Genomic DNA, 20,761 nt, shown 5'->3' on the forward strand with positions numbered 1-20,761 from the left:
TATCGGGAAAATATCCTTAACGTCCGGATTGCCGCAGTGTCGCTCACAGTAGCGCCCGCGGTGTGCGCCCGCGCGCCGATTCGGCAAACTCCTTGCCATGAGCCTCAGATTCAGCGCCGGAGTCCTGCTGTTCCGCCGCACCACCGGCCTCGAAGTGCTGATCGGGCACCTGGGCGGACCGTTGTGGGCGAAGAAGGACGCCGCCGCCTGGTCCATTCCCAAGGGCGAGTACGAGCCCACCGAGGAGCAGCCCCGCGACGCCGCCCGCCGCGAATTCGGCGAAGAACTCGGCCTGCCCGTGCCCGATGGCGAATGGATTCCGCTGGGCGACGTCCAGTACGGCAGCGGAAGCAGCAAGAAGCAGGTCACGGTGTGGGCCGTCGAGGGCGACCTGGATCCGGAACAGGTGGTGCCGGGCACGTTCGAAATGGAGTGGCCGCCACGATCCGGGCGAATCGCCGAATTCCCCGAAATCGACCGGGCCGCCTGGTTCGACCTGGACACCGCCCACGAGAAACTCGGCAAGGGCCAGCGCCCCTACCTCGACCGCCTGCGCGAGCACCTCGCCGGCGCGTAGCCGGGCATACCGCGTTCGCGGTATGCCGAAAAGTCCACGTCCGGACGACGACGGCCACCCGGTCCCGGCGGCAGGGTGGTTGTTACCGCGCACAGCGGATCGCCACCGTTCGGAAAGGACGTCGATGACCCATACACAGCTCGCCGGGAGCCAGCCCGTGGTCCGGTCCTGTCCGTTCAGCCTGCCCGCGGAATACCGGGAACTGCGCGAGCAGGATCCGGTCGCGCACGTCACCCTGCCGGACGGCATCGACGGCTGGTTGATCACGCGATACGCCGACGTGCGGGCCGTGCTGTCCGACCCGCGTTTCAGCTCGCGGCGGCGCGGTGTCACCGGCAATCACCGTGGCTCGCAAGAGATTCCGCCGCCTCCGCCGGGCTGGTTCATCTTCATGGACGCGCCGGAGCACAGCCGCCTGCGCAAGATGCTCACCGGCCGGTTCACCGTGCGGCGCATGCGCGAGCTGACCCCGGCGGTGGAGCGGATCGTCGCCGATCACCTGGACGCCATGGCGGCGGCCACCGGTCCGGTCGACCTCGTGCAGGACTTCGCGCTGCCGATTCCCTCGCTGGTCATCTGCGAGCTGCTCGGGGTGCCCTACGCCGATCGTGCGGAGTTCCAGCACAATTCGGCCACGCTGCTGCGGCTCGGCGCACCCGCCGAGGAGGTGGCGCAGGCCCAGCTGGAACTGAACCAGCTGATCCACCGCCTCGCCGTCCAGAAGCGGACCGAGCCCGGCGACGACATCCTCAGCGCCCTGGTCCGGGACGGGGACCTCACCGATGAGGAGCTGGCGGGCATCGGCGTGCTGCTGCTGGTCGCCGGGCACGAGACCACGGCCAACATGATCGCCCTGAGCACCCTGTGCCTGCTGCGCGACCCCGCCCAGCTGGCCCTGCTGCGCGCCGAGCCCGAGCATGCCGACGCCGTGGTGGAGGAGCTGCTGCGCTTCCTGAGCGTCATCCAATTCGGGATCCGCAGAACGGCTTTGGCGGATGTCGAGGTGGGCGGTCAGCTGATCCCGGCGGGCGGCACGGTGGTCGCGCACCTGCCGGCGGCCAACCGCGACCCCGAGCTGTTCCCCGACCATCCGGAAAACCTGGACCTGCTGCGCCCCCACCGACCGCACGTGGCGTTCGGCTTCGGTATCCATCAGTGCATCGGCCAGCAGCTGGCCCGGCTGGAGCTGCGCATCGCGCTGACCGCCCTGTTCGAACGCTTCCCGGAGCTGCGGCTCGCGGTGCCGCTGGAGGCGGTTCCGATGCGCGACGAGATGGTCGTCTACGGCGTCCACGAGCTGCCGGTGACCTGGTAGGAGAGGGGATATGCCATGAAGATCCACATCGACGAGAACAGATGCTGCGGCGGCGGTCAATGCGTGCTGGCCGCACCGGAGGTGTTCGACCAGCGCGACGAGGACGGCACTGTCCTCCTGCTCGATCCCCGCCCCGCCGAGGAACTGCTGCCGCGGGTGCTCGATGCCGCCGCGCGCTGCCCGGCCGTGGCCATCCGGGTGGAGCAGTAGTGCCCGGCTCCCGCAATGCTCGCCGAACCGGGACGGGAAACACCCTATGCACCAACCCCTTACGGCTGGACCGACCACTACGACAGCAAGATCCAGATCCGCGGCTGGTGTCTCGCCGGCGCCCGGACCGAGATCGTCGCGGGAGACCCCGCGAAGGCAAGTTCGTCGCGCTCTACCGCATCGGTGACCGGGTCGTCGGGGCGGTGGGCTGGAACAGCGCTCGCACCCTGCGGGAATACCGTGGCCACGTCACCGCGCCGGGTCACGCCGATGCGTGCGGCGGGTAGGTACCTTGACGACGTGCGGATGATCGTCCGGCTGCGGTGCTGGCTGCGAGTCCGGCCGTGGGCGGCCGACCTCGCGGTCGCGATCGGATGCTTCCTGGTCGCCACCCCGGTGGCCGCGAGCATGGCCTATCTGCGGCACAGCCCGATGGACCGGGCGGTCAGCGGGCTCGCGCTCACCTGTGTGCCGCTGCTGGTCCGCAGCCGGTGGCCGATCCCGGTGGTCGCCGCCACCGTGCTCGTGGAAGTCACTCGCTACCTGGTGATTCCGTACTCCACTCCGCCGCCCGCGGCCACCGCGGTCGCGCTCTTCACGGTGGCGAACCGGATGGATCGGCGCACCGCCTGGCTGGCCGGCGTGTGTGCCGCGGTGCCGCTGGTGGCGGCCATCCTCATTTCGCAGCCGAGTCCGGCGGATCTGCCCCAGGCGCTGTCCCAGATCGCCTGGACCCTGCTCGGCGTCGCCGCGGGTGATGCGGCGCGCAGCCATCGGAAGCTGCTGGCGGCGGCCCTCGAACGGGCCGAAACCGCCGAACGTGACCGGGAGGCGGAGGCCGCCCGCCGGGTCGCCGGGGAACGCCTGCGGATCGCCCAGGAGCTGCACGACGTGATCGCCCACCACATCACGCTGGTGAACGCGCAGGCCAGTGTCGCGCACCATCTGATGCGCACCGATCCAGACCACGCCTACGAGGCGCTGGAACGCATTCGCGACACCAGCCGGACCGCCCTCGACGATCTCCGCGCGACCGTCGGAGTGCTGCGCGCGGAGGACGATTCGGGGCATCCGCGCGCCCCCTCACCCGGCCTCGGGGAGCTGACCGAGCTGGTGGAGTCCTTCCGGCACGCCGGGCTGGACGTCACCGTCGAGCGTTCCGGAGAGCCGTTCGAGCTGTCCTCGCTGACCGACCTCACCGCCTACCGAATCATTCAGGAGGCGTTGACCAACACCCGCAAGCACGCCGGGGTGCGGACCGCGCGGGTGCGGCTGGACTATCGAGCCGACCGGGTACGGATCACCGTCGAGGACGACGGCCGCCTGCACGCGAAGACCGGCACCGGCTACGGAATGATCGGCATGCGGGAACGCGTGAAGGCCGTGGGCGGCACGCTCGATGCGGGCCCGGCCCCGCACGGTGGTTTCCGGGTGGACGCCGAACTGCCGCATCGCAACGGCCGAAAGGGCGGGTCATGACGATTCGGGTAGTGCTGGCCGACGACCAGGCGCTCCTGCGCGACACCTTCCGCATGCTCATCGACTCCACCGCGGACATGCGGGTGGTCGGCGAGGCCGCCACCGGCCGCGAAGCGGTCGAACTCGCCCGCACCCACCGGGCCGACGTCGTGCTGATGGACATTCGGATGCCCGAGCTGGACGGCCTGGCCGCGACCCGGCTGATCAGTGCGGACGAGGACCTCGCCGGCGTGAAGGTGCTGGTGCTCACCACCTTCGAGTACGAGGAGCATGTCGTCGAGGCCCTGCACGCCGGGGCGAGCGGATTTCTCGGCAAGGGGATGAACGCCGACGAACTGCTCGCCGCGATCCGCACGGTCGTCGCCGGCGACGCCCTGCTGTCGCCCACCGCGACCAAGGCGCTGATCGGCCGCTTCCTGGCCCAGCCGGACCCGGTGCGCTGGGAGCCGCCGCCCGCACTGGCGGCACTCACCCCGCGCGAACGCGAGGTGGTCACGCTGGTCGCACTGGGCCTGTCCAACGACGAGATCGCCGAACGCCTCTTCATCACCGCCCTCACCGCCAAGACCCACGTCAATCGCGCCATGGCCAAACTCGATGCGCGCGACCGGGCCCAGCTCGTCGTCATCGCCTACCGCACCGGTCTGGTGCGCCCCGACACTCTGAGCTGAACCGGTCGGTTACAGCCGAGGGTCGACCGGCTCGGTCTCCAGGGCCAGGATCGCGAACACCGCCTCGTGGACGCGCCACAGCGGCTCCCGGGCCACGAAGCGGTCCAGGGCCTCCAGGCCGAGGGCGTACTCGCGCAGTGCCAGGGAGCGCTTGCCGCCGAGGCCGCGGGAGCGCAGGCGGTGCAGCTGGTCGGGGCGCAGGTACTCCGGGCCGTAGATGATCCGGAGGTATTCCGGGCCACGGCATTTCACGCCCGGCTGCACCGGCCGGCCGCTGCGGGTGCCGGTGCCGGCCACCAGCGAGCCGAGCGGCTTCACCACCATGCCCTCGCCGCCGGTCGCGGTGAGCTCGGTCCACCACGTCGTCGCGGCGGTCTCGGCCTCCGGGGAGGCGAGGTCGACCAGGCGGCGCCCGGTCGGGGTGAAGAACTCCGGGTCGGCGGCGACCAGGCGGTCGATGCGCTCCAGGTGCCAGTTGTGGTCGCGCCCTGCGTAATTCGCGCCGGAGGCGGCCAGCAGCTGGAACGGGGCCAGGCGCACGCCGTCGAGGCCGTCGGTGGGCCAGCAGTAGCGGCCGTAGGCGGCGGTGAAGGCGTCGGCGTCGGCCCGGCGCACCCCGGTCCGTGCGGCGAGATCGCCTGCGTCCAAACCTCGTTCGACCGCGGCCGCCAGCACCTCGGCGGCCCGGCCGAGCGAGGCCCGGGCCGCCGCGCCGACCGCGGCGTACTGGTTGCGCAGCAGCCCCAGCGCCTTGGCCGACCACGGCAGCAGCTCGGCGTCCAGCAGCAGCCAGTCGCTGCCCAGTTCCTCGAACAGCCCGGCGGTTTCGGCCGCCGCCCGCACCCGGGCCAGCAGCGATTCGGTGCGCGCGGGATCGTCGAAGAACGGCCGGCCGGTGCGGGTGTACACCGCGCCGGTGCTGCCGTCCTCGACACCGAACCGGTCGCGCGCCGCCTCGGCCGACCGCGAAACCACCACGACCGCACGCGAACCCATGTGCTTCTCCTCGCAGACCACGGTGTCCACGCCCTCGGAGCGGTAGTACTCGAAGGCCTCGGCCGGGTGCTCGAGATAGCCGTCCAGGGTGGAGGTGGCGCACGGCGACATGGTCGGCGGCAGGTACACCAGCCAGCGCGGGTCCACGGCGAAGCGGCTCATCACCTCGAGCGCGGCGCTCGCGGCGTCCTCCTGCACCATGACCCGGCCGAGGTGGCGGGTCTCCACCACCCGCCGGCCCAGCACGTCGTCCAGGTCGAGCACGCCCGGATCCCGCTGGACCACCGCCTCGCCGGTAGCGAAGGTGGCGGCCGCGAGCGGGCGCACGGGCTCGAACCAGACCTGTTCGGCCGGCACCGACACCGGCTCCCGCTCCGGGTAGCGCAGCGCGGTCAGACGGCCGCCGAACACCGCGCCGGTATCCAGGCACAGGGTGTTGTTCACCCACACCAGTTCGGTCATCGGCGTGTGGCCGTAGAGCACCAGCGCCCGGCCGCGGTAGTCGTTCGCCCACGGGTACCGCACCGGCAGCCCGTATTCGTCTGTCTCGCCGGTGGATTCGCCGTACATGGCGAACTCGCGCACCCGGCCCGAGGTACGGCCCTGGTACTCCTCCTTCAGACCGGCGTGCGCGACCACCAGTTTGCCGCCGTCGAGCACATAGTGGCTGACCAGGCCGCGCATGAATTCCTGTGCGGTCTTGCGGAATTCGGCGTCCTCGGCCTCCAGCTGGGCGAGCGACTCGGCCAGGCCGTGCGCCACCGTGACGCGCCGGCCGTCGAGCGCGCGCACCAGCTTGAACTCGTGGTTTCCGGTGACGCACAGGGCGTTTCCCGATCCGGCCATGCCCATCACCAGCCGCAGCACGCCGGGCGTATCCGGCCCGCGATCGACCAGGTCGCCGACGAACACCGCGGTGCGGCCCTCGGGGTGCCGCGCGTCGACCGCCCGTCCCTCCGTGTCCCGGGCGATGACATAGCCGAGTTCGCCCAGCAGCGTCTCCAGCTCGCTCCGGCAGCCGTGCACATCACCGATCACGTCGAAAGGCCCGGTGAGATCGGTCTTGTCGTTCCACAGACGCTCGTCCGCGATGGTGGCGGCCTCGATCTCCTCGACGCCCCTCAGCACGTGCACCTTACGGAAACCCTCGCGCTCCAGGAACTTCAGCGAACGCCGCAGATCGCGCTGGTGACGCCCCACCACGTGCGGACCCAGATCCGCGCGATCCACCCGCAGCGCATTGCGCTGCACGCATACCGCTTCCGGCACGTCCAGCACGATCGCCACCGGCAGGACATCGTGCGCCCGCGCCAGCTCCACCAGCGCCTGCCGCGCCTTGGGCTGCACATTGGTGGCGTCGATGACGGTGCGCAGCCCGCGCCGCAGGCGCACGCCCGCCACGTGGTGCAGCAGCTCGAACGCCTCGGCCGTCACCGACTGATCGGCTTCGTCATCGCTCACCAGTCCCCGGTAGGCGTCCGACGACAGCACCGCCGTCGAACGGAAGTGCTTGTGCGCGAACGTGGATTTCCCGGAGCCGCTGCTGCCGATCAGCACGACCAGCGACAGCACCGGAACCGACAGCTCTGCCATCACGCGACTCCTTTCTCGTCGCCGTTCTTTCCGTCCCGTTCGGTGAACACAGCCATCTGCGTCGACGCCCCCACTTCCGCATCCTCGGGCCCGATCGGCTCGAACCGCACGGCATACCCGTACGTCGCACCGACCCGGTGTGCCCAGTCCGCGAATTCTGCCCGGCTCCACTCGAATCGGTGATCCGAATGCCGGAAAGCATCCGCCGCGAGCCCCTCGTAGCGCACGTTGTATTCGCTGTTCGGCGTGGTCACGACCACCGCGCCCGGCGCCGCCGCCCCGAACACCGCCTGCTCCAAGGCCTTCAGTCGCGGCGCATCCACATGCTCGATCACCTCCATGAGCACGGCCGCGTCATAGCCCTGCAGCGAGGCATCGGTATACGTGAGCGCCCCCTGCCGCACGGTCACCCGCCGCGACTGCCACTCCGGTACCCGCCGCAGCCGCCGCGCCGCGATCTTCAACTCGCGCATCGACACATCGATCCCGACGATCTCCGTGAACGCCCGGTCCGCCACCAGCTCCAGCAGCAACGCCCCCTGCCCGCACCCGAGATCGAGCACCCGGCTCGCCCCGGTCGACAACAGCGCCCGATGCACGGCCGCCCGCCGCAATACCGCCAGCGATGGGCCGCGTTCGCCGGCCTCCGCGGAACAGGAAGCCTCCACCCGCGGATCGGTCGCCGGGACCGGATCGCCGGTCCCACCGGAGGCCGGGCCGAGGTCGGCGGCGTGGGCTGATATCACTGCACCCGCTCCGATGGTGGCGGCTCTGCTCGCCGAACCGGGCAGACGCGCGGCGCCCGAATTCTCGCCGGCGAGCGCACTCGTGGCCGCGAGCTCCGTTGCGGCAGAGGAGACTTCGTGGCCAAGGCTCGGTGCGGAGGATGTGCTCTCGACACCGGTCCCCTCGTCGTCGAAATCGTGCTCGATCGCGCCGAGTTCCTCCGGATCGGCGTCGTCCAGCTCGGCGAGGCGGGCGAGGGCGGCGCGGACCAGAGTGTGGCGGCGGGTCAGATAGCGGCGGGTGATCCACTCGCGGTCCGGGTGGATGGTGAGCCAGCCCTCGCCGAAGCGGAGGAGCTTGTCGATTTCGGCGGTGTCGAGCCAGTAGTGCTTGCTGCCGTCGAGGACGGGCAGCAGGACATAGAGGTGCGACAGCGCGTCGGACAGGCGCTGCGTTCCGGTGAGTTCGAGCCGCAGGTAATGGGAATCGCCCCAGTCCGGGAAGGCCGGGTCCAGAGGGAGGGGAGTGGCCACGACGGTCCAGCCCAGGGGCGCGAAGACCCGCTCGGCGTACTCGGCCCCGCCCTTGCAGGGGACGGCCGGGAGTTCGATGCGCAGCGGGAGCGCGGTCTCGGCCAGCTCGGGACGCTGCTTGCAGCGGCCGTGCAAGGCGGTGCCGAACACCGTCGAAATGGCCACGGACACCAGCGAAGACGCCGCGTACGGGCGATCGTTCACATACTGCCCCAGGCTGAATTCGGGGGTGCTCTTGGACTTTCCGCGCACCAGCCGTACCGGATCGATCTCCAGCAGCAGCGCGGCCGTGCACCGGTCGTCGCCCGCCTCCGGGTAGAGCACGTGCGCGATGCCGTAGGACTGCTCGAAAGTCTGCATGCGCGAAGGATTCTTGTGCAGCAGGTACCCCAGATCGGAGGCCGGCCAGTCGGCGCCCTCGGGTCGTGTACAAGAAATCGTCAACAACATCCTGAGATGCTCCCGTAGGCCGAGAGCGCCCGCAAATACATTTCCGTCTCGACCTGCGCCGATATCGGCGACGGGTGCGGACCCCTCAGTGTAGGGGGCTTGCCGGGTGACACGATCGCGCTCACACTCGAAAACAGGTGTCCGGGGGAGGTTTTCGCCGGCGATCCGAGGGGCCCGGGCGAAACGCCGTTCGGGCTCACCGTGATCGGAGAGCTGGGACCCGGGCGGGGAGCTGTGTGACAGGCGGTGGCGGCATGCACCGATTCGATTCGACCCGTCGGCGTGTGCACGCCGCATCGCTCGTGGCGGTCGCGGCACTGGTCAGTGCCTGCGCGATCGCCGGGGCACCACGGGCGGCGACGCCGCAGGTGGGGGCACTGGATCTCGGCGGCTACAGCGGGCGGCCGCTCGTCGCGCCGGGGGCGGCCGGGGAAGCCTATGGGCGGCTGATGGAATCGGTGCGGATGGCGGACGCCGTCATCGTGCCGCGCGCCGTCGATCCGGCCCTGACGCAGACCGCGGCCATTCCGGTACCCACCCCGGAGGACGCCGTCGGAATCCTCGCCGACGCCACCCGCGCCACCCTGGCCGCACACGGCATGCTGGCCGGATTCAGCATCGGCGGCACCGACGATCCGACCGGCATCCCGGAGATCGGCACGGCCCGTTCGGTGCGCCTCACCGTCCTGCGCATGCGGGACAATATGACGGCCATCGACGCGGCCCGCGAGATAGATGGGCGCGACTTCGACGTCAACCACGACAATGTCGTCGTACCCTTCTCCGAATACTTTGCGACACACGGTCATTGGCGCACCTTCGTGCCGACGATGGCGGTCACCCTCGCCCATGGCCCGTTCGTGGTGACGCTGTTCGTCACCCATCCGGCCACGGATCTGGCGGCCCTGAAGCAGCTGGCCGAGGCCACCCTCGACGCCGAACTGCCGAAGCTGGACGCCTTCACGCCGACACCGGCCGAGGAACTGTCCGCGCTCCCGCTGGATCCCGGCGGCATGCTGAGCCGCCTGTTGCCCGCCGACCCCGGGAAATGGCCCTATCCCGAGCTCTTCCGCGACGTGCAGCAACCCATCGCCGGTTGGGGCGGACACCGCAGCGCCCGCGGCATCGTCTACGGCCCCGTCCTCGCCGAGCTGTGGGTCAACAGGTCCGGCGCGGACCCGCGCATCCCGGTCGAGAGCATCGCCGTCACGGATTCGGCTCGGCTGCTCCGCTTCCCCGACGCCGTGGCCGCCCGGCACGCGCTGAACCGACTGTCCGAGCCCACTGCCGGCGGGTCCGTCACGACCCCGCCGGACGGCGTCCCGGACGCGGTCTGCCTGCGGGGTCCCGGCTCGAATCCCGCAGCGCGCGAAGGCGAATACACCTGCCTCGTCCTGGACGGCCGCTACCTGGCGCAGGTCTCCGCCCCGACCGAGCAACTCGTCCACCGCATGGCCGCGGCACAGTACGCGCTGCTGGTCACCGATCGCTGAGCCCGCGGATCGCCGATTCGGCATCCGCTCGGCCGCGCCCTCCCCGGCGAACAACGATCCCGGCGTGTAGGTTCGGCGCGGCGTCGCAATCCGTGCGGCAATCCGGACTGACGGACAGGAGCGGGAATGCGCTTGGTGGGCAAGGTCGGTGTGATCGGTGCGGTCGCGGCCGCCACGATGCTGGCCGCGGGATGCGGCAGCAGCAGTGACAACAAGGCGGAGTCGACCACCACGGCCAAGGCCACGCCCAGCGCGGCCGTCGCCACCACGACCCAGAGCAAGGGCCGCGAGTGCACGGCCGACGACATCAAGGTCGACGGCGGCTTCGGGCAGGCTCCCAAGATCACCATCCCGGACGACTGCGACCCCCCCAAGCAGCTCATCGTCAAGGACCTGGTCGCGGGCAGCGGCCCGGGCGCCAAGGCCGGGGATCAGCTGACCATGAACTACACGCTGGTTACATGGTCGGACAAGAAGGTCCTCGACAGTTCCTTCACTCGCGGCGAGCCCTTCGAGCTGCCGCTCGGCGCGGGCAAGGTCATCAAGGGCTGGGACCAGGGCCTGGTCGGCGTCCAGCAGGGCGCGCGCCGGCTGCTCATCGTCCCGCCGGACCTCGGCTACGGCGCGGGCGGCCACGGCATGAAACCGTACGAGACGCTGGTCTTCGTCACCGACGCCGTCAAGGTCGGTAGCTAGACCCCCGAACCTCGGGTACCAGGGCGACCGGTCGACCGACCGGCGTCGCGATGCCCCGTGCAGTGACCGGTTACACGGCCCGTCGGGCCGTCAACTAACCTGGTCGGGATGCGTTCGGGGGGAACCTAGACGTCAACCATGAACTACGAACAAGGAGCATGTCCGTGAAGAGCACCGTCGAGCAGCTGAGCCCGACTCGGGTCCGCATCAATGTCGAGGTGCCCTTCGAGGAGCTGAAGCCGGACTTCGACCGCGCGTACAAGGCTCTCGCGCAGCAGGTCCGGATCCCGGGCTTCCGTCCGGGCAAGGCGCCGGCCAAGCTTCTCGAGGCCCGTATCGGCCGCGGCGCCGTGCTGGAGCAGGTCGTCAACGATGTGCTGCCCAAGCGCTACAGCGAGGCTGTCATCGCCACCGAGGCCAAGGTCATCGGCCAGCCGGAAATCGAGATCACCAAGATCGAGGACGGCGAGGAGCTGGCCTTCACCGCCGAGGTCGACATCCGGCCGGAGATCACCCTGCCGGAGTTCTCCTCCATCGCCGTCTCGGTCGACCCGATCGAGATCACCGATGAGGATATCGACGAGCAGCTGCAGTCGCTGCGTCAGCGCTTCGGCACCCTGAAGTCGGTCGAGCGCGCCATCGAGAACGGCGACTTCGTCTCCATCGACCTGTCCGCCACCGTCGACGGCGAGACCGTCGAGGAGGCCTCCACCACCGGCCTGTCCCACGAGGTCGGCTCCGGCCAGCTCATCGAGGGCCTGGACGAAGCCCTGATCGGCCTGAAGGAGGGCGAGTCCAAGGACTTCACCTCCACGCTGGTCGCCGGTGAGCACGCCGGCAAGGAATCCGTCATCACCGTGACCGTGCAGTCGGTCAAGGAGCGCGAGCTGCCCGAGGCCGATGACGAGTTCGCCCAGCTGGCAAGCGAATTCGACACCATCGACGAGCTGAAGGAAGACCTGAAGACCCGCGTCGAGCGCGTCAAGAAGGTCCAGCAGGCCGGCGAGATCCGCGACAAGGTGCTCGAGCAGCTGCTCGAGACCGTCGAGATCCCGCTGCCCGAGGGTGTCGTCAAGGCCGAGGTCGACGCCGTCGAGCACGACGCCGTCCACGGCTTCGACCACGACGAGGCCAAGCTGGCCGAGGCCCTCGAGGCCCAGGGCTCCTCCCTCGAGGAGTTCAAGAAGGACACCAAGGAAGCCGCCGAGAAGTCGGTCAAGACCCAGCTGCTGCTGGACGCCGTCGCCGAGGCCGAGAACACCCAGGTCGGCCAGGACGAGCTGTACGAGCGGATCATCTTCCAGGCGCAGCGCTACGGCATGTCGCCCGATCAGTTCATCCAGCAGATCCAGCAGGCCGGTCAGCTGGGCGCGGTCTTCGCCGACGTGCGCCGCGGCAAGGCCCTCGCCGGTGTCGTGGTCCAGGCCGCCGTCACCGACACTGCCGGCAACGTCGTGGACACCGCCGAGATGTTCGGCAACCCGGCCGCGGAGGCCGAGGAGGTTTCCGCCGAGGAGCTCGCCACCGTCGCCGACGCGACCGAGGCCTCCGACGCCGAGGCCAAGTAACAAATGCCGGCGCCCCGGTGTCCGGGGTCTCGGGTGACACCCCGAGAACCCCGAACGCGGGAACGTGAGGTGTTGACGTAAGTTTGCGCTGTGAGCGAAGCAGGGCGGTACCGGGAGTTCGGTGCCGCCCTGCTTCGTTAGGGTTTGTGTCAGCGAATCAGTAGGGGCTTGTTAACCGAGCCGTTGAGAGAGGGCAGGTATCCGTGACAATTCATCAGGCAGGGGTGCGCATGACATCCGCGACTGCTGGTCTGAACCTCAGTGATTCGGTGTACGAGCGCCTGCTGCGCGAGCGCATCATCTTCCTGGGCACTCAGGTCGACGACGACATCGCCAACAAGCTGTGCGCGCAGATCCTCTTGCTGTCGGCCGAGGACCCGACCAAGGACATCTCGCTCTACATCAACTCCCCGGGCGGTTCGGTGACCGCGGGCATGGCCATCTACGACACCATGCAGTTCGCCGAATGCGACGTCCGCACGGTCGGCATGGGCCTGGCCGCCTCCATGGGGCAGTTCCTGCTCGCCGCCGGCACCAAGGGCAAGCGCTACGCGCTGCCGCACGCGCGGATCATGATGCACCAGCCCTCCGCTGGACTGGGTGGTTCGGCCGCTGACATCGCCATCCAGGCCGAGCAGTTCGCCTACACCAAGCGCGAACTCAACGAGCTGCAGGCTCACCACACCGGCAAGTCCATCGAGCAGGTGACCGCCGACGCCGACCGCGACCGCTGGTTCACCGCCGCCGAGGCGCTCGACTACGGGTTCATCGACCACGTGGTCACCCACGCGAGCCAGGCGAACGGCAGCAGCAGCAAATAGTTCCGCAGCCCATCACACAGACTTTGGAGTGACGCGTATGTCCAACATGATCGATCCGCGGGCCGCGGGGATCACCTTCGCCGCCGCCGGCAACCTGCCCCAGTCGCGCTACATCCTGCCGCAGTTCACCGAGCAGACCAGCTTCGGCCAGAAGGTCTCGGACCCGTACAACAAGCTCTTCGAGGAGCGGATCATCTTCCTGGGCAACCAGGTTGACGATGTGTCGGCCAACGACATCATGGCCCAGCTGCTGGTGCTCGAGTCGATGGATCCGGACCGCGACATCACCATGTACATCAACTCGCCCGGTGGTTCCTTCACCGCGCTGATGGCCATCTACGACACCATGCAGTACGTGCGCGCCGACGTCGCCACCGTCTGCCTGGGCCAGGCCGCCTCGGCCGCGGCCGTGCTGCTCGCCGCCGGCGCCCCCGGCAAGCGTGCCGCGCTGCCCAACGCCCGCGTCCTGATCCACCAGCCGTCCACCTCGGGCGGCATCCAGGGCCAGGTCTCCGACCTCGAGATCCAGGCCGCCGAGATCGAGCGCATGCGTCGCCTCATGGAAACCACGCTGGCGCGCCACACCGGCAAGGACGCGGACACCATCCGCAAGGACACCGACCGGGACAAGATCCTGACCGCCGACGAGGCGCAGGAGTACGGGATCGTCGATCAGGTTTTCCAGTACCGCAAGCTCAGCGCCCAGAAGTGAGCTGGGCGGGTGGCGGGGTTCTGTGTGTCCCAGGCCGTCCCCGCCACCCCGGCAGGGGTGAGTCCACGCACATGTCCGGCGAGAAACGTGCCCAAGTTGTCGACCTCGGTCAGCCGAAGCGGGTACGGTCACTCTAGGGACCTTTGCTCGTGGTTGTCGGCTCTGCCTCTGCATCCAACACAGGTGCTTGTTATGGGCACCGTGGATACACACAGCCGAATTGCCGGATCCGCAAACTCAGGGGTCACGGCTTACGCTCGAAGAAGGCAGCTCGCCGGCAGCCGGGGACAGACGGTTGCACGCGGACAAGGAAGTAGGGACCCAGGAGATGGCGCGCATCGGTGATGGCGGCGATCTGTTGAAGTGCTCGTTCTGCGGAAAGAGCCAGAAGCAGGTCAAGAAGCTCATTGCGGGACCGGGGGTGTACATCTGCGACGAGTGCATCGACCTCTGCAATGAGATCATCGAGGAAGAGCTCGCCGAATCCAGCGAGGTCAAGCTCGACGAATTGCCCAAACCCGCGGAAATCCGGGATTTCCTGGAGCAGTACGTGATCGGGCAGGACGCCGCGAAGCGAACCCTCGCAGTGGCGGTCTACAACCACTACAAGCGGATTCAGGCCGGCGACAAGGGCCGCGACTCCCGGGGCGAACCGGTCGAGCTGGCCAAGTCCAATATCCTCATGCTCGGCCCGACGGGCTGTGGCAAGACCTACCTGGCGCAGACGCTGGCCAAGATGCTGAACGTGCCGTTCGCCATCGCGGACGCCACCGCGCTCACCGAGGCCGGCTATGTCGGCGAGGATGTCGAGAACATCCTGCTGAAGCTGATCCAGGCCGCCGACTACGACGTGAAGCGTGCCGAGACCGGCATCATCTACATCGACGAGGTCGACAAGATCGCCCGCAAGTCGGAGAACCCGTCCATCACCCGTGACGTATCCGGTGAGGGCGTGCAGCAGGCGCTGCTGAAGATCCTGGAGGGCACGCAGGCGTCGGTGCCGCCGCAGGGCGGCCGCAAGCACCCGCACCAGGAGTTCATCCAGATCGACACCACCAATGTGCTGTTCATCGTGGCGGGCGCGTTCGCCGGTCTGGAGAAGATCGTCCAGGATCGAGTCGGCAAGCGCGGCATCGGTTTCGGCGCGGAGGTCCGGTCCAAGGCCGAGATCGACACCGCCGACCACTTCGCCGACGTGATGCCCGAGGATCTGATCAAGTTCGGTCTGATCCCCGAGTTCATCGGCCGCCTCCCCGTCGTCGCCTCGGTCACCAACCTGGACAAGGACTCGCTGGTCCGCATCCTGGCCGAGCCGAAGAACGCCCTGGTGAAGCAGTACGTGCGCCTGTTCGAAATGGACGGCGTGGATCTGGAGTTCACCCAGGACGCCCTGGAAGCCGTTGCGGATCAGGCGATCCTGCGCGGCACCGGCGCCCGCGGCCTGCGCGCCATCATGGAGGAGGTGCTCCTCCCGGTCATGTACGACATCCCCAGCCGCGACGATGTCGCCAAGGTGGTCGTCAATGCCGACACCGTGAACGACAACGTCCTCCCGACGATCGTCCCGCGCAAGCGCCAGACCCCGGAGCGCCGCGAGAAGTCGGCGTAAGGCCCTTCCACAAGCAGAGAAACCGGCTCCGCGAGAATCCCTCTCGCGGAGCCGGTTTCGTTCTCTCGCTACGCGGCCGCGGAGGAATCACCTGCTCGAGCTGATCACCGTGGAAGGTAGACGCGCGGACAACCTGGTGGCACCGAGTGCTTGATAGAGACCGTCGAGGGTGACCGACAGTCCATGCTTGTCTCTTCTGTGGGCTGTCCGTTTCCGGAGAGCCAGGGAGTCGGTGACGGTCGGTGGAGCCGATCGCGCCCGTCGCGAGGATCGCCGTTGATCCCCCGTGGTTCGCCGTTGAACCTTTACTCCGTTACTTCAGAAATCGGTGTGGCTGGGTCACCTGTTACGACGGGGCGACGTCCTCGATTTCATCGGGACCGGGAAAGAGAATTTCGCGGCGGGTCAGCGGCGGGGGAATTTGAAGGTGAAGGGGGCGGGCTCGGGGACCGGGAAACGCTCGCGGGGTGCGACGAGCAGAATGGCCAGGCCGATGGCGGGCATGGCCAGCGCCGCCAGCACTTCGAGGGTGAAGTTGAGTCCGCTCAGTGTCGGCGGGCGGTGGAAGGCGTGGTAGATGAAATGCGGCACGCCGAAGACCAGCCACGCCAGCCCGGTGACGCGGGCGATGACGCTGTCGCGGTAATAGAGCGCGGCGCCGGAGACGGCGCCCAGGGCCAGGAAGAAGGCCCCCACATCGCTGGCCAGGTGATGGTTGTACGGACCGTCGGCGCGCACCCAGTGCAGGCCGAATCCGGGGAAGCTGGTGTAGAACGATTCGGGCGCCACGACGGCCCACAGGCCGGTGATCACCCCCGTGGCGGTGAGCACGCCGAGCATGATGAGCAGGGCGATCCAGCGCCGCCGGTTGATCTCCAGCCGCATGCTGACCCGCACCCCGTCACCGGTGCCGCGCAACGAGATCCGCACAGGCCCTCCCGCCCTCGCCGAATCACTGTGCTGCCACCGTAATTCGGGGAGCGGGAGGGGACAACCCCGTGGGTCAGATCTGCTCCATCTTCATGTCGTCCGGACCCCAGTAGGCCTTCATGCTGATGATCTTGCCCTCGTCGTTCAGCTCCATCACATCGATGGGCGAGAGGGTCATGCGGTGCCCGTTGGACACGGTGACGAGGGTGAAGGACGCCGCCACCTTGTTGCCCGCCACCTTGACGGTGTGCAGTTCGGTCTCGCGGTCGAGGTTCTCCAGGGCCTTGTACATCTCGCCGATGGCCTCGTGGCCGCGGCGCTCCGGCGTCCCGATCGGATCCTCGACCACCGCGTCCTCGGCGTACAGGTCCACGATCGCCGACGTGGGCCCGGTGGCCACCAGCTTCACGTACTGCTCGACCACATCGCGGGGCTGCGCTGCCATGGATGACTCCCATCAAGAATTGAAACGTGTTCTATTGCGGAGAGTAACAGCCGGAACGCGCAAAAGAACCCCGCTGCCTCACCCTGTGGAACGGGCGGCGATCACATCGCGAGACGGTCCTCACCGGTGTACACATTCATGGTTTCGCCGCGCAGGAAGCCGACCAGGGTGAGGCCGGCGTCGGCGGCGAGATCCACGGCCAGCGAGCTGGGGGCGGACACCGCGCCCATGACCGGAATGCCCGCCATGATGGCCTTCTGGACCAGCTCGAAGGAGGCGCGGCCGCTGACCATGAGGACGAGATCGTGTGCGGGGAGCCGATTCTCGCGGATCGCCCAGCCGACCAGCTTGTCCACGGCATTGTGCCGGCCGATGTCCTCGCGCACCGCCAGCGCCTCACCCTCGGGGGTGAACAGGCCCGCCGCGTGCAGCCCGCCGGTGGCGTCGAAAACCTGCTGGCGGGAACGCAGTTCGTCGGGCAGCTTGGCGAGGGTGTGCACGTCGATGCGGGGCGAATTCGCGGGCATGGCGTGCCGGATCCGGGTGCGCACCTCGTCCAGGGCAGTCTTGCCGCACAATCCGCAGGAACTGTTGGTCAGAAAGGGTCTGGGCTGCACCGGGACCGGGGTCCGGAGCTGAATGTCCAGCACGTTGTAGGTGTTCTGCCCGTTCTCGTCGGTGCCGGCGCAGTAACGGGCGCTGACGATGTCATCGGCCGAGTCGATGATGCCCTCGGCGTAGAGGAAGCCGTGCACGAGGTCGATATCCGCGCCGGGGGTGCGCATGGTGATCGTCAGCGACTGCCCGCCCGTGCGGATTTCGAGCGGTTCCTCCACGGCCAGGGTATCGGGCCGGGTGACGGTGCCGCTGGGCGAGATGCGCAGGGTGCGGCGGCGCGCGGTGACCCTGCTCATGCGACCGTGTGGGTGTGGCGTTCCAGGCGGATGGTGACCGCTTTGGAAACGGGCGTATTGGAGCGCCGAGCGACGTGGTCCAGCGGGATCAGGGGGTTGGTCTCGGGGTAGTAGGCGGCGGCATTACCGCGCGGGGTCGGGTAGGCGACCAGGCGGAAGCCGGTGACGCTGCGCTCGGTGCCGTCGTCGAACTCGGAGATGACGTCCACCAGGTCGTCCTCGGCGAAACCGAGGGCGGTGATGTCTTCTGGATGGATCAGCACCACGCGCCGCCCGTTGTGGATGCCGCGGTAGCGGTCGTCGAGGCCGTAGATGGTGGTGTTGTACTGGTCGTGGCTGCGCAGGGTCTGCAGGATGAGCCGGCCCTCGGGGACCGGCAGCCAGTGCAGGTCGTTCACCGCGAAATTGGCCTTGCCGGTGGCGGTCCGGAATTCGCGGGCGTCGCGTGGCGGGTGCGGGAGCTGGAAGCCGTTGCGGCCGCGCACTTTCCGATTGTAGTCGGCGCAGCCGGGCACCACCCGGGCGATGGCATCGCGGATCTTGTCGTAGTCGCGCCGGAACTCGCCCCATGGCACGGAGTGGCCCGGACCGAACACGGCCTCGGCCAGCTCGCACACGATGGCGACCTCGCTGCGCAGCTGGTCGCTCACCGGGTCCAGCCGGCCGGTGGACAGGTGCACCATGGACATCGAGTCCTCGACCGAAACCTGCTGGCGCACACCATCCTGCAGGTCCGCGTCCGTGCGGCCCAGGGTGGGCAGGATCAGGGCGGTGCGCCCGTGCACCACGTGGCTGCGGTTGAGTTTGGTCGACACCTGCACGGTCAGTGCGCAATTGCGCAGTGCGGCCTCGGTGACCTCGGTGTCGGGGGTGGCGGAGACGAAGTTGCCGCCCATGCCGAAGAACACCGTGCCGCGGCCGTCGCGCATGGCCCGGATGGCGTTGACGGTGTCCCAGCCGTGTTCGCGCGGGCTGGTGATGCCGAATTCACGGTCCAGGGCGTCGAGGAAGGCGTCGGGCATCTTCTCCCAGATGCCCATGGTGCGGTCGCCCTGGACATTGGAGTGGCCGCGCACCGGGCACACGCCCGCACCCGGCTTGCCGATCATGCCGCGCAGCAACAGCAGGTTGGTGGCCTCCTCGATGGTGGCGACGCCGTGCACCTGCTGGGTGAGGCCCATGGCCCAGCAGATGATGGTGGCCTTCGATTCGGCCAGCAGCTTCGCGGTGCGGTCCAGGTCTGCGCGGCCGAGGCCGGTGGCCTGCTCGACGATGCCGAGATCGACCGCGCGCATCTGCTTTTCGTATTCGGCGAAGCTCGCGGTGTGCGTATCGACGAAGGCGCGGTCCACGACCGTGCCGGGCGCGCGGTCCTCGGCCTCGAACAGCAGCTTGGCCAGGCCCTGGAACAGGGCCATATCGCCGCCCAAGCGGATTTGCAGGAAATCGTCGGCGATGGTGATGCCGCCGGTGAAGCCCTTGACGGTCTGCGGGTCCTTGAAGCCGATGAGCCCGGTCTCCGGCAGCGGGTTGACCGCGATGACCGTCGCCCCGTGCGCCTTGGCCTCGCCGAGCGCGGACAGCATGCGCGGATGGTTGGTGCCGGGGTTCTGCCCGGCCACGATGATGAGGTCGGCCTGGGAGAAGTCGTCGATGGTGACCGAGCCCTTGCCGATGCCGATCGAGCCGGTCAGCGCGGTGCCCGAGGATTCGTGGCACATGTTGGAGCAGTCGGGCAGGTTGTTGGTGCCGAAGCTGCGGACCAGCAACTGGTAGAGGAACGCGGTCTCGTTGGCGGTGCGGCCGGAGGTGTAGAAGACGGCCTCGTCGGGGGAGTCCAGGCCGCGCAGGGTGTCGGCGATGAGGCGGTAGGCCTCGTCCCAGCCGATCGGGGAGTAGTGGTCCTCGCCCTCGCGCAGCACCATGGGGTGGGTGAGGCGGCCCTGCTGGCCGAGCCAGTAGCCGGACTTGCCGGCCAGGTCCTCGAGGGAGTGCTGGGCGAAGAACGCGGGGGTGACGGTGCGCAGGGTCGCCTCCTCGGCGACGGCCTTGGCGCCGTTCTCGCAGAACTCCGCGGGGCGACGCCGACCGGTCGGTTCCGGCCAGGCACAGCCCGGACAGTCGAACCCGTGCCGTTGATTCACCCGGGCCAGCGTGCGCGCGGTGCGCACCACGCCCATCTCCTCGACGGCGCGCTCCAGTGCGACGGTGACCGCCTTGACGCCCGCGGCCTCGGTCTTCGGTGCGGTGACGGTCAGCGCGGACTCGTCGATATCGCTCTTCGGCGCGGCACGATACATGGTCCCGATTGTCCTCTCCGGCGCGATGGGGCGTCCCAGTCGATACCCGCATCGTAGGGCGCGAAACGCGCGAGCCAGCGGACTGGTCGGTCTCGGGTGTGAACGCGGGTGATCACTACCGCGATAGACAAGGCAGCGGGCACGTGGATGGCCTTACCATCGAACAAGCGAGGTCACGCCGAATGAAGACATGTGCGCATTCTGCTCGGCGTGCCGGTGGGGACCGGCATGCGAAACTGGCCCGCGCGGTGAGACTTTCACCCCGAACCCTGCACCTTGTTCTACTGTTCGTGGCGGCCATCGCGCTCGCACTGCCGGCGGGCATCGGCTGGGCGAATCCGGGTGCCACCCAACCCGTTCCGCTCACCACCGTCTCCGTCCCGGCGCCGCAGGAGCGCGCACCGGTGAAAGTTCCTCCCAGCACGGTGAATCCGCCGCCGGTCATCACCCAGCAACCGGGCAACGACTGCACCTACACCGATTGCACCGGCACCCACGACGGCCCGCCCGGCCACGGCAACAGCAAGACGAATCCCGGCGGCCAGTGCGGCGCCTCGTGCGACAGCGGCGGCGACACCGGCTGCGGCTGGACCGCCTGCACCCAGCCGCAGTACTGCCCGGACGGTTCGATGAAACCCCCCAGCGGGGTGTGCCCGCCGGCGCAGCCGCAGTACTGTCCGGATGGTTCGGTGAAACCTGCGAGCGGGGTGTGTCCGTCGGTGC

The 20,761-nt window shown here is 68.8% G+C and carries 17 protein-coding genes and 1 pseudogene; 12 read left to right on the top strand and 6 right to left on the bottom strand.

The window, feature by feature from the left end; all coding sequences use genetic code 11:
- Positions 1–97: 97 nt before the first annotated feature.
- The 5 genes from ABZV44_RS11435 (at position 98) to ABZV44_RS11455 (ending at position 4,252) form a co-directional block, all read left to right on the top strand.
- Positions 98–577 carry an NUDIX domain-containing protein gene (locus ABZV44_RS11435; protein ID WP_354834749.1) on the top strand — a complete coding sequence of 160 codons (480 nt, stop codon included), beginning with the start codon at positions 98–100 and terminating at the stop codon, positions 575–577.
- A 124-nt stretch (positions 578–701) separates the two neighbouring features.
- On the top strand, positions 702–1,892 hold the full coding sequence (locus ABZV44_RS11440) for a cytochrome P450 (protein ID WP_354834752.1): 1,191 nt from the start codon (positions 702–704) through the stop codon (positions 1,890–1,892).
- A 15-nt stretch (positions 1,893–1,907) separates the two neighbouring features.
- Positions 1,908–2,102 (top strand): ferredoxin, encoded by a 195-nt coding sequence (locus ABZV44_RS11445; RefSeq protein ID WP_354834755.1) that lies wholly within the window; start codon positions 1,908–1,910, stop codon positions 2,100–2,102.
- A gap of 306 nt (positions 2,103–2,408) precedes the next feature.
- On the top strand, positions 2,409–3,581 hold the full coding sequence (locus ABZV44_RS11450) for a sensor histidine kinase (protein ID WP_354835322.1): 1,173 nt from the start codon (positions 2,409–2,411) through the stop codon (positions 3,579–3,581).
- Positions 3,578–4,252, top strand: a complete 675-nt coding sequence (locus ABZV44_RS11455; protein WP_354834758.1) for a response regulator transcription factor — start codon at positions 3,578–3,580, stop codon at positions 4,250–4,252. Before ABZV44_RS11450 ends, ABZV44_RS11455 begins: the two co-directional genes overlap by 4 nt.
- A 9-nt stretch (positions 4,253–4,261) precedes the next feature.
- Here the strand turns inward: ABZV44_RS11455 and ABZV44_RS11460 are convergent, their stop codons facing one another.
- Together ABZV44_RS11460 and ABZV44_RS11465 are read right to left on the bottom strand one after the other, a co-directional pair.
- Positions 4,262–6,841, bottom strand: coding sequence for a polynucleotide kinase-phosphatase (locus ABZV44_RS11460; RefSeq protein WP_354834761.1), 2,580 nt, complete (start codon positions 6,839–6,841; stop codon positions 4,262–4,264).
- Positions 6,841–8,550 (bottom strand): 3' terminal RNA ribose 2'-O-methyltransferase Hen1, encoded by a 1,710-nt coding sequence (locus ABZV44_RS11465; RefSeq protein ID WP_354834764.1) that lies wholly within the window; start codon positions 8,548–8,550, stop codon positions 6,841–6,843. The genes ABZV44_RS11460 and ABZV44_RS11465 overlap by 1 nt, the downstream gene beginning before the upstream one ends.
- 254 nt (positions 8,551–8,804) lie before the next feature.
- Here ABZV44_RS11465 and ABZV44_RS11470 point away from each other — a divergent pair, with 254 nt between their 5' ends.
- The 6 genes from ABZV44_RS11470 to clpX all read left to right on the top strand — a co-directional run bounded on the left by ABZV44_RS11470 (position 8,805) and on the right by clpX (position 15,449).
- Positions 8,805–10,043 (top strand): hypothetical protein, encoded by a 1,239-nt coding sequence (locus ABZV44_RS11470; RefSeq protein WP_354834767.1) that lies wholly within the window; start codon positions 8,805–8,807, stop codon positions 10,041–10,043.
- A gap of 126 nt (positions 10,044–10,169) precedes the next feature.
- Positions 10,170–10,739: an FKBP-type peptidyl-prolyl cis-trans isomerase gene (locus tag ABZV44_RS11475; protein ID WP_354834770.1), complete on the top strand. Its 570-nt coding sequence runs from the start codon at positions 10,170–10,172 to the stop codon at positions 10,737–10,739.
- Between the two features lie 164 nt (positions 10,740–10,903).
- Positions 10,904–12,307: a trigger factor gene (tig, locus tag ABZV44_RS11480; RefSeq protein WP_354834773.1), complete on the top strand. Its 1,404-nt coding sequence runs from the start codon at positions 10,904–10,906 to the stop codon at positions 12,305–12,307.
- Positions 12,308–12,537: 230 nt separating this feature from the next.
- Positions 12,538–13,128, top strand: coding sequence for an ATP-dependent Clp protease proteolytic subunit (locus ABZV44_RS11485; RefSeq protein ID WP_354834776.1), 591 nt, complete (start codon positions 12,538–12,540; stop codon positions 13,126–13,128).
- A gap of 37 nt (positions 13,129–13,165) precedes the next feature.
- Positions 13,166–13,840 (top strand): ATP-dependent Clp protease proteolytic subunit, encoded by a 675-nt coding sequence (locus tag ABZV44_RS11490; RefSeq protein ID WP_354834779.1) that lies wholly within the window; start codon positions 13,166–13,168, stop codon positions 13,838–13,840.
- 328 nt (positions 13,841–14,168) lie between these two features.
- Positions 14,169–15,449 (top strand): ATP-dependent Clp protease ATP-binding subunit ClpX, encoded by a 1,281-nt coding sequence (gene clpX, locus ABZV44_RS11495; protein WP_354834781.1) that lies wholly within the window; start codon positions 14,169–14,171, stop codon positions 15,447–15,449.
- A 405-nt stretch (positions 15,450–15,854) separates the two neighbouring features.
- Here the strand turns inward: clpX and ABZV44_RS11500 are convergent, their stop codons facing one another.
- The 4 genes from ABZV44_RS11500 to ABZV44_RS11515 all read right to left on the bottom strand — a co-directional run bounded on the left by ABZV44_RS11500 (position 15,855) and on the right by ABZV44_RS11515 (position 20,038).
- A complete protein-coding gene (locus tag ABZV44_RS11500; RefSeq protein ID WP_354834784.1) occupies positions 15,855–16,379 on the bottom strand; it encodes a hypothetical protein in 525 nt (174 codons plus the stop codon).
- Between the two features lie 73 nt (positions 16,380–16,452).
- Positions 16,453–16,824 (bottom strand): nuclear transport factor 2 family protein, encoded by a 372-nt coding sequence (locus ABZV44_RS11505; RefSeq protein ID WP_354834787.1) that lies wholly within the window; start codon positions 16,822–16,824, stop codon positions 16,453–16,455.
- Positions 16,825–16,925: 101 nt separating this feature from the next.
- Positions 16,926–17,738 (bottom strand): formate dehydrogenase accessory sulfurtransferase FdhD, encoded by an 813-nt coding sequence (gene fdhD / locus ABZV44_RS11510; protein ID WP_354834790.1) that lies wholly within the window; start codon positions 17,736–17,738, stop codon positions 16,926–16,928.
- Positions 17,735–20,038, bottom strand: coding sequence for an FdhF/YdeP family oxidoreductase (locus ABZV44_RS11515; protein WP_354834793.1), 2,304 nt, complete (start codon positions 20,036–20,038; stop codon positions 17,735–17,737). Before ABZV44_RS11515 ends, fdhD begins: the two co-directional genes overlap by 4 nt.
- Positions 20,039–20,328: 290 nt before the next feature.
- Between ABZV44_RS11515 and ABZV44_RS11520 the strand changes: the two are divergent.
- A pseudogene (locus tag ABZV44_RS11520) lies at positions 20,329–20,761 on the top strand (hypothetical protein); the annotation flags it as partial.

The sequence above is a fragment of the Nocardia sp. NPDC004860 genome, from assembly GCF_040609015.1.
In the GTDB taxonomy this organism is placed as follows: Bacteria; Actinomycetota; Actinomycetes; order Mycobacteriales; family Mycobacteriaceae; genus Nocardia.

Excerpts from the sequence above, each read along its gene's own strand:
- ABZV44_RS11435 (WP_354834749.1), top strand. The coding sequence starts at position 98 with ATGAGCCTCAGATTCAGCGCCGGAGTCCTGCTGTTCCGCCGCACCACC.
- ABZV44_RS11440 (WP_354834752.1), top strand. The coding sequence starts at position 702 with ATGACCCATACACAGCTCGCCGGGAGCCAGCCCGTGGTCCGGTCCTGT.
- ABZV44_RS11445 (WP_354834755.1), top strand. The coding sequence starts at position 1,908 with ATGAAGATCCACATCGACGAGAACAGATGCTGCGGCGGCGGTCAATGC.
- ABZV44_RS11450 (WP_354835322.1), top strand. The coding sequence starts at position 2,409 with ATGATCGTCCGGCTGCGGTGCTGGCTGCGAGTCCGGCCGTGGGCGGCC.
- ABZV44_RS11455 (WP_354834758.1), top strand. The coding sequence starts at position 3,578 with ATGACGATTCGGGTAGTGCTGGCCGACGACCAGGCGCTCCTGCGCGAC.
- ABZV44_RS11460 (WP_354834761.1), bottom strand. The coding sequence starts at position 6,841 with ATGGCAGAGCTGTCGGTTCCGGTGCTGTCGCTGGTCGTGCTGATCGGC.
- ABZV44_RS11465 (WP_354834764.1), bottom strand. The coding sequence starts at position 8,550 with ATGTTGTTGACGATTTCTTGTACACGACCCGAGGGCGCCGACTGGCCG.
- ABZV44_RS11470 (WP_354834767.1), top strand. The coding sequence starts at position 8,805 with ATGCACCGATTCGATTCGACCCGTCGGCGTGTGCACGCCGCATCGCTC.
- ABZV44_RS11475 (WP_354834770.1), top strand. The coding sequence starts at position 10,170 with ATGCGCTTGGTGGGCAAGGTCGGTGTGATCGGTGCGGTCGCGGCCGCC.
- ABZV44_RS11485 (WP_354834776.1), top strand. The coding sequence starts at position 12,538 with ATGACATCCGCGACTGCTGGTCTGAACCTCAGTGATTCGGTGTACGAG.
- ABZV44_RS11490 (WP_354834779.1), top strand. The coding sequence starts at position 13,166 with ATGTCCAACATGATCGATCCGCGGGCCGCGGGGATCACCTTCGCCGCC.
- clpX (WP_354834781.1), top strand. The coding sequence starts at position 14,169 with ATGGCGCGCATCGGTGATGGCGGCGATCTGTTGAAGTGCTCGTTCTGC.
- ABZV44_RS11505 (WP_354834787.1), bottom strand. The coding sequence starts at position 16,824 with ATGGCAGCGCAGCCCCGCGATGTGGTCGAGCAGTACGTGAAGCTGGTG.
- fdhD (WP_354834790.1), bottom strand. The coding sequence starts at position 17,738 with ATGAGCAGGGTCACCGCGCGCCGCCGCACCCTGCGCATCTCGCCCAGC.
- ABZV44_RS11515 (WP_354834793.1), bottom strand. The coding sequence starts at position 20,038 with ATGTATCGTGCCGCGCCGAAGAGCGATATCGACGAGTCCGCGCTGACC.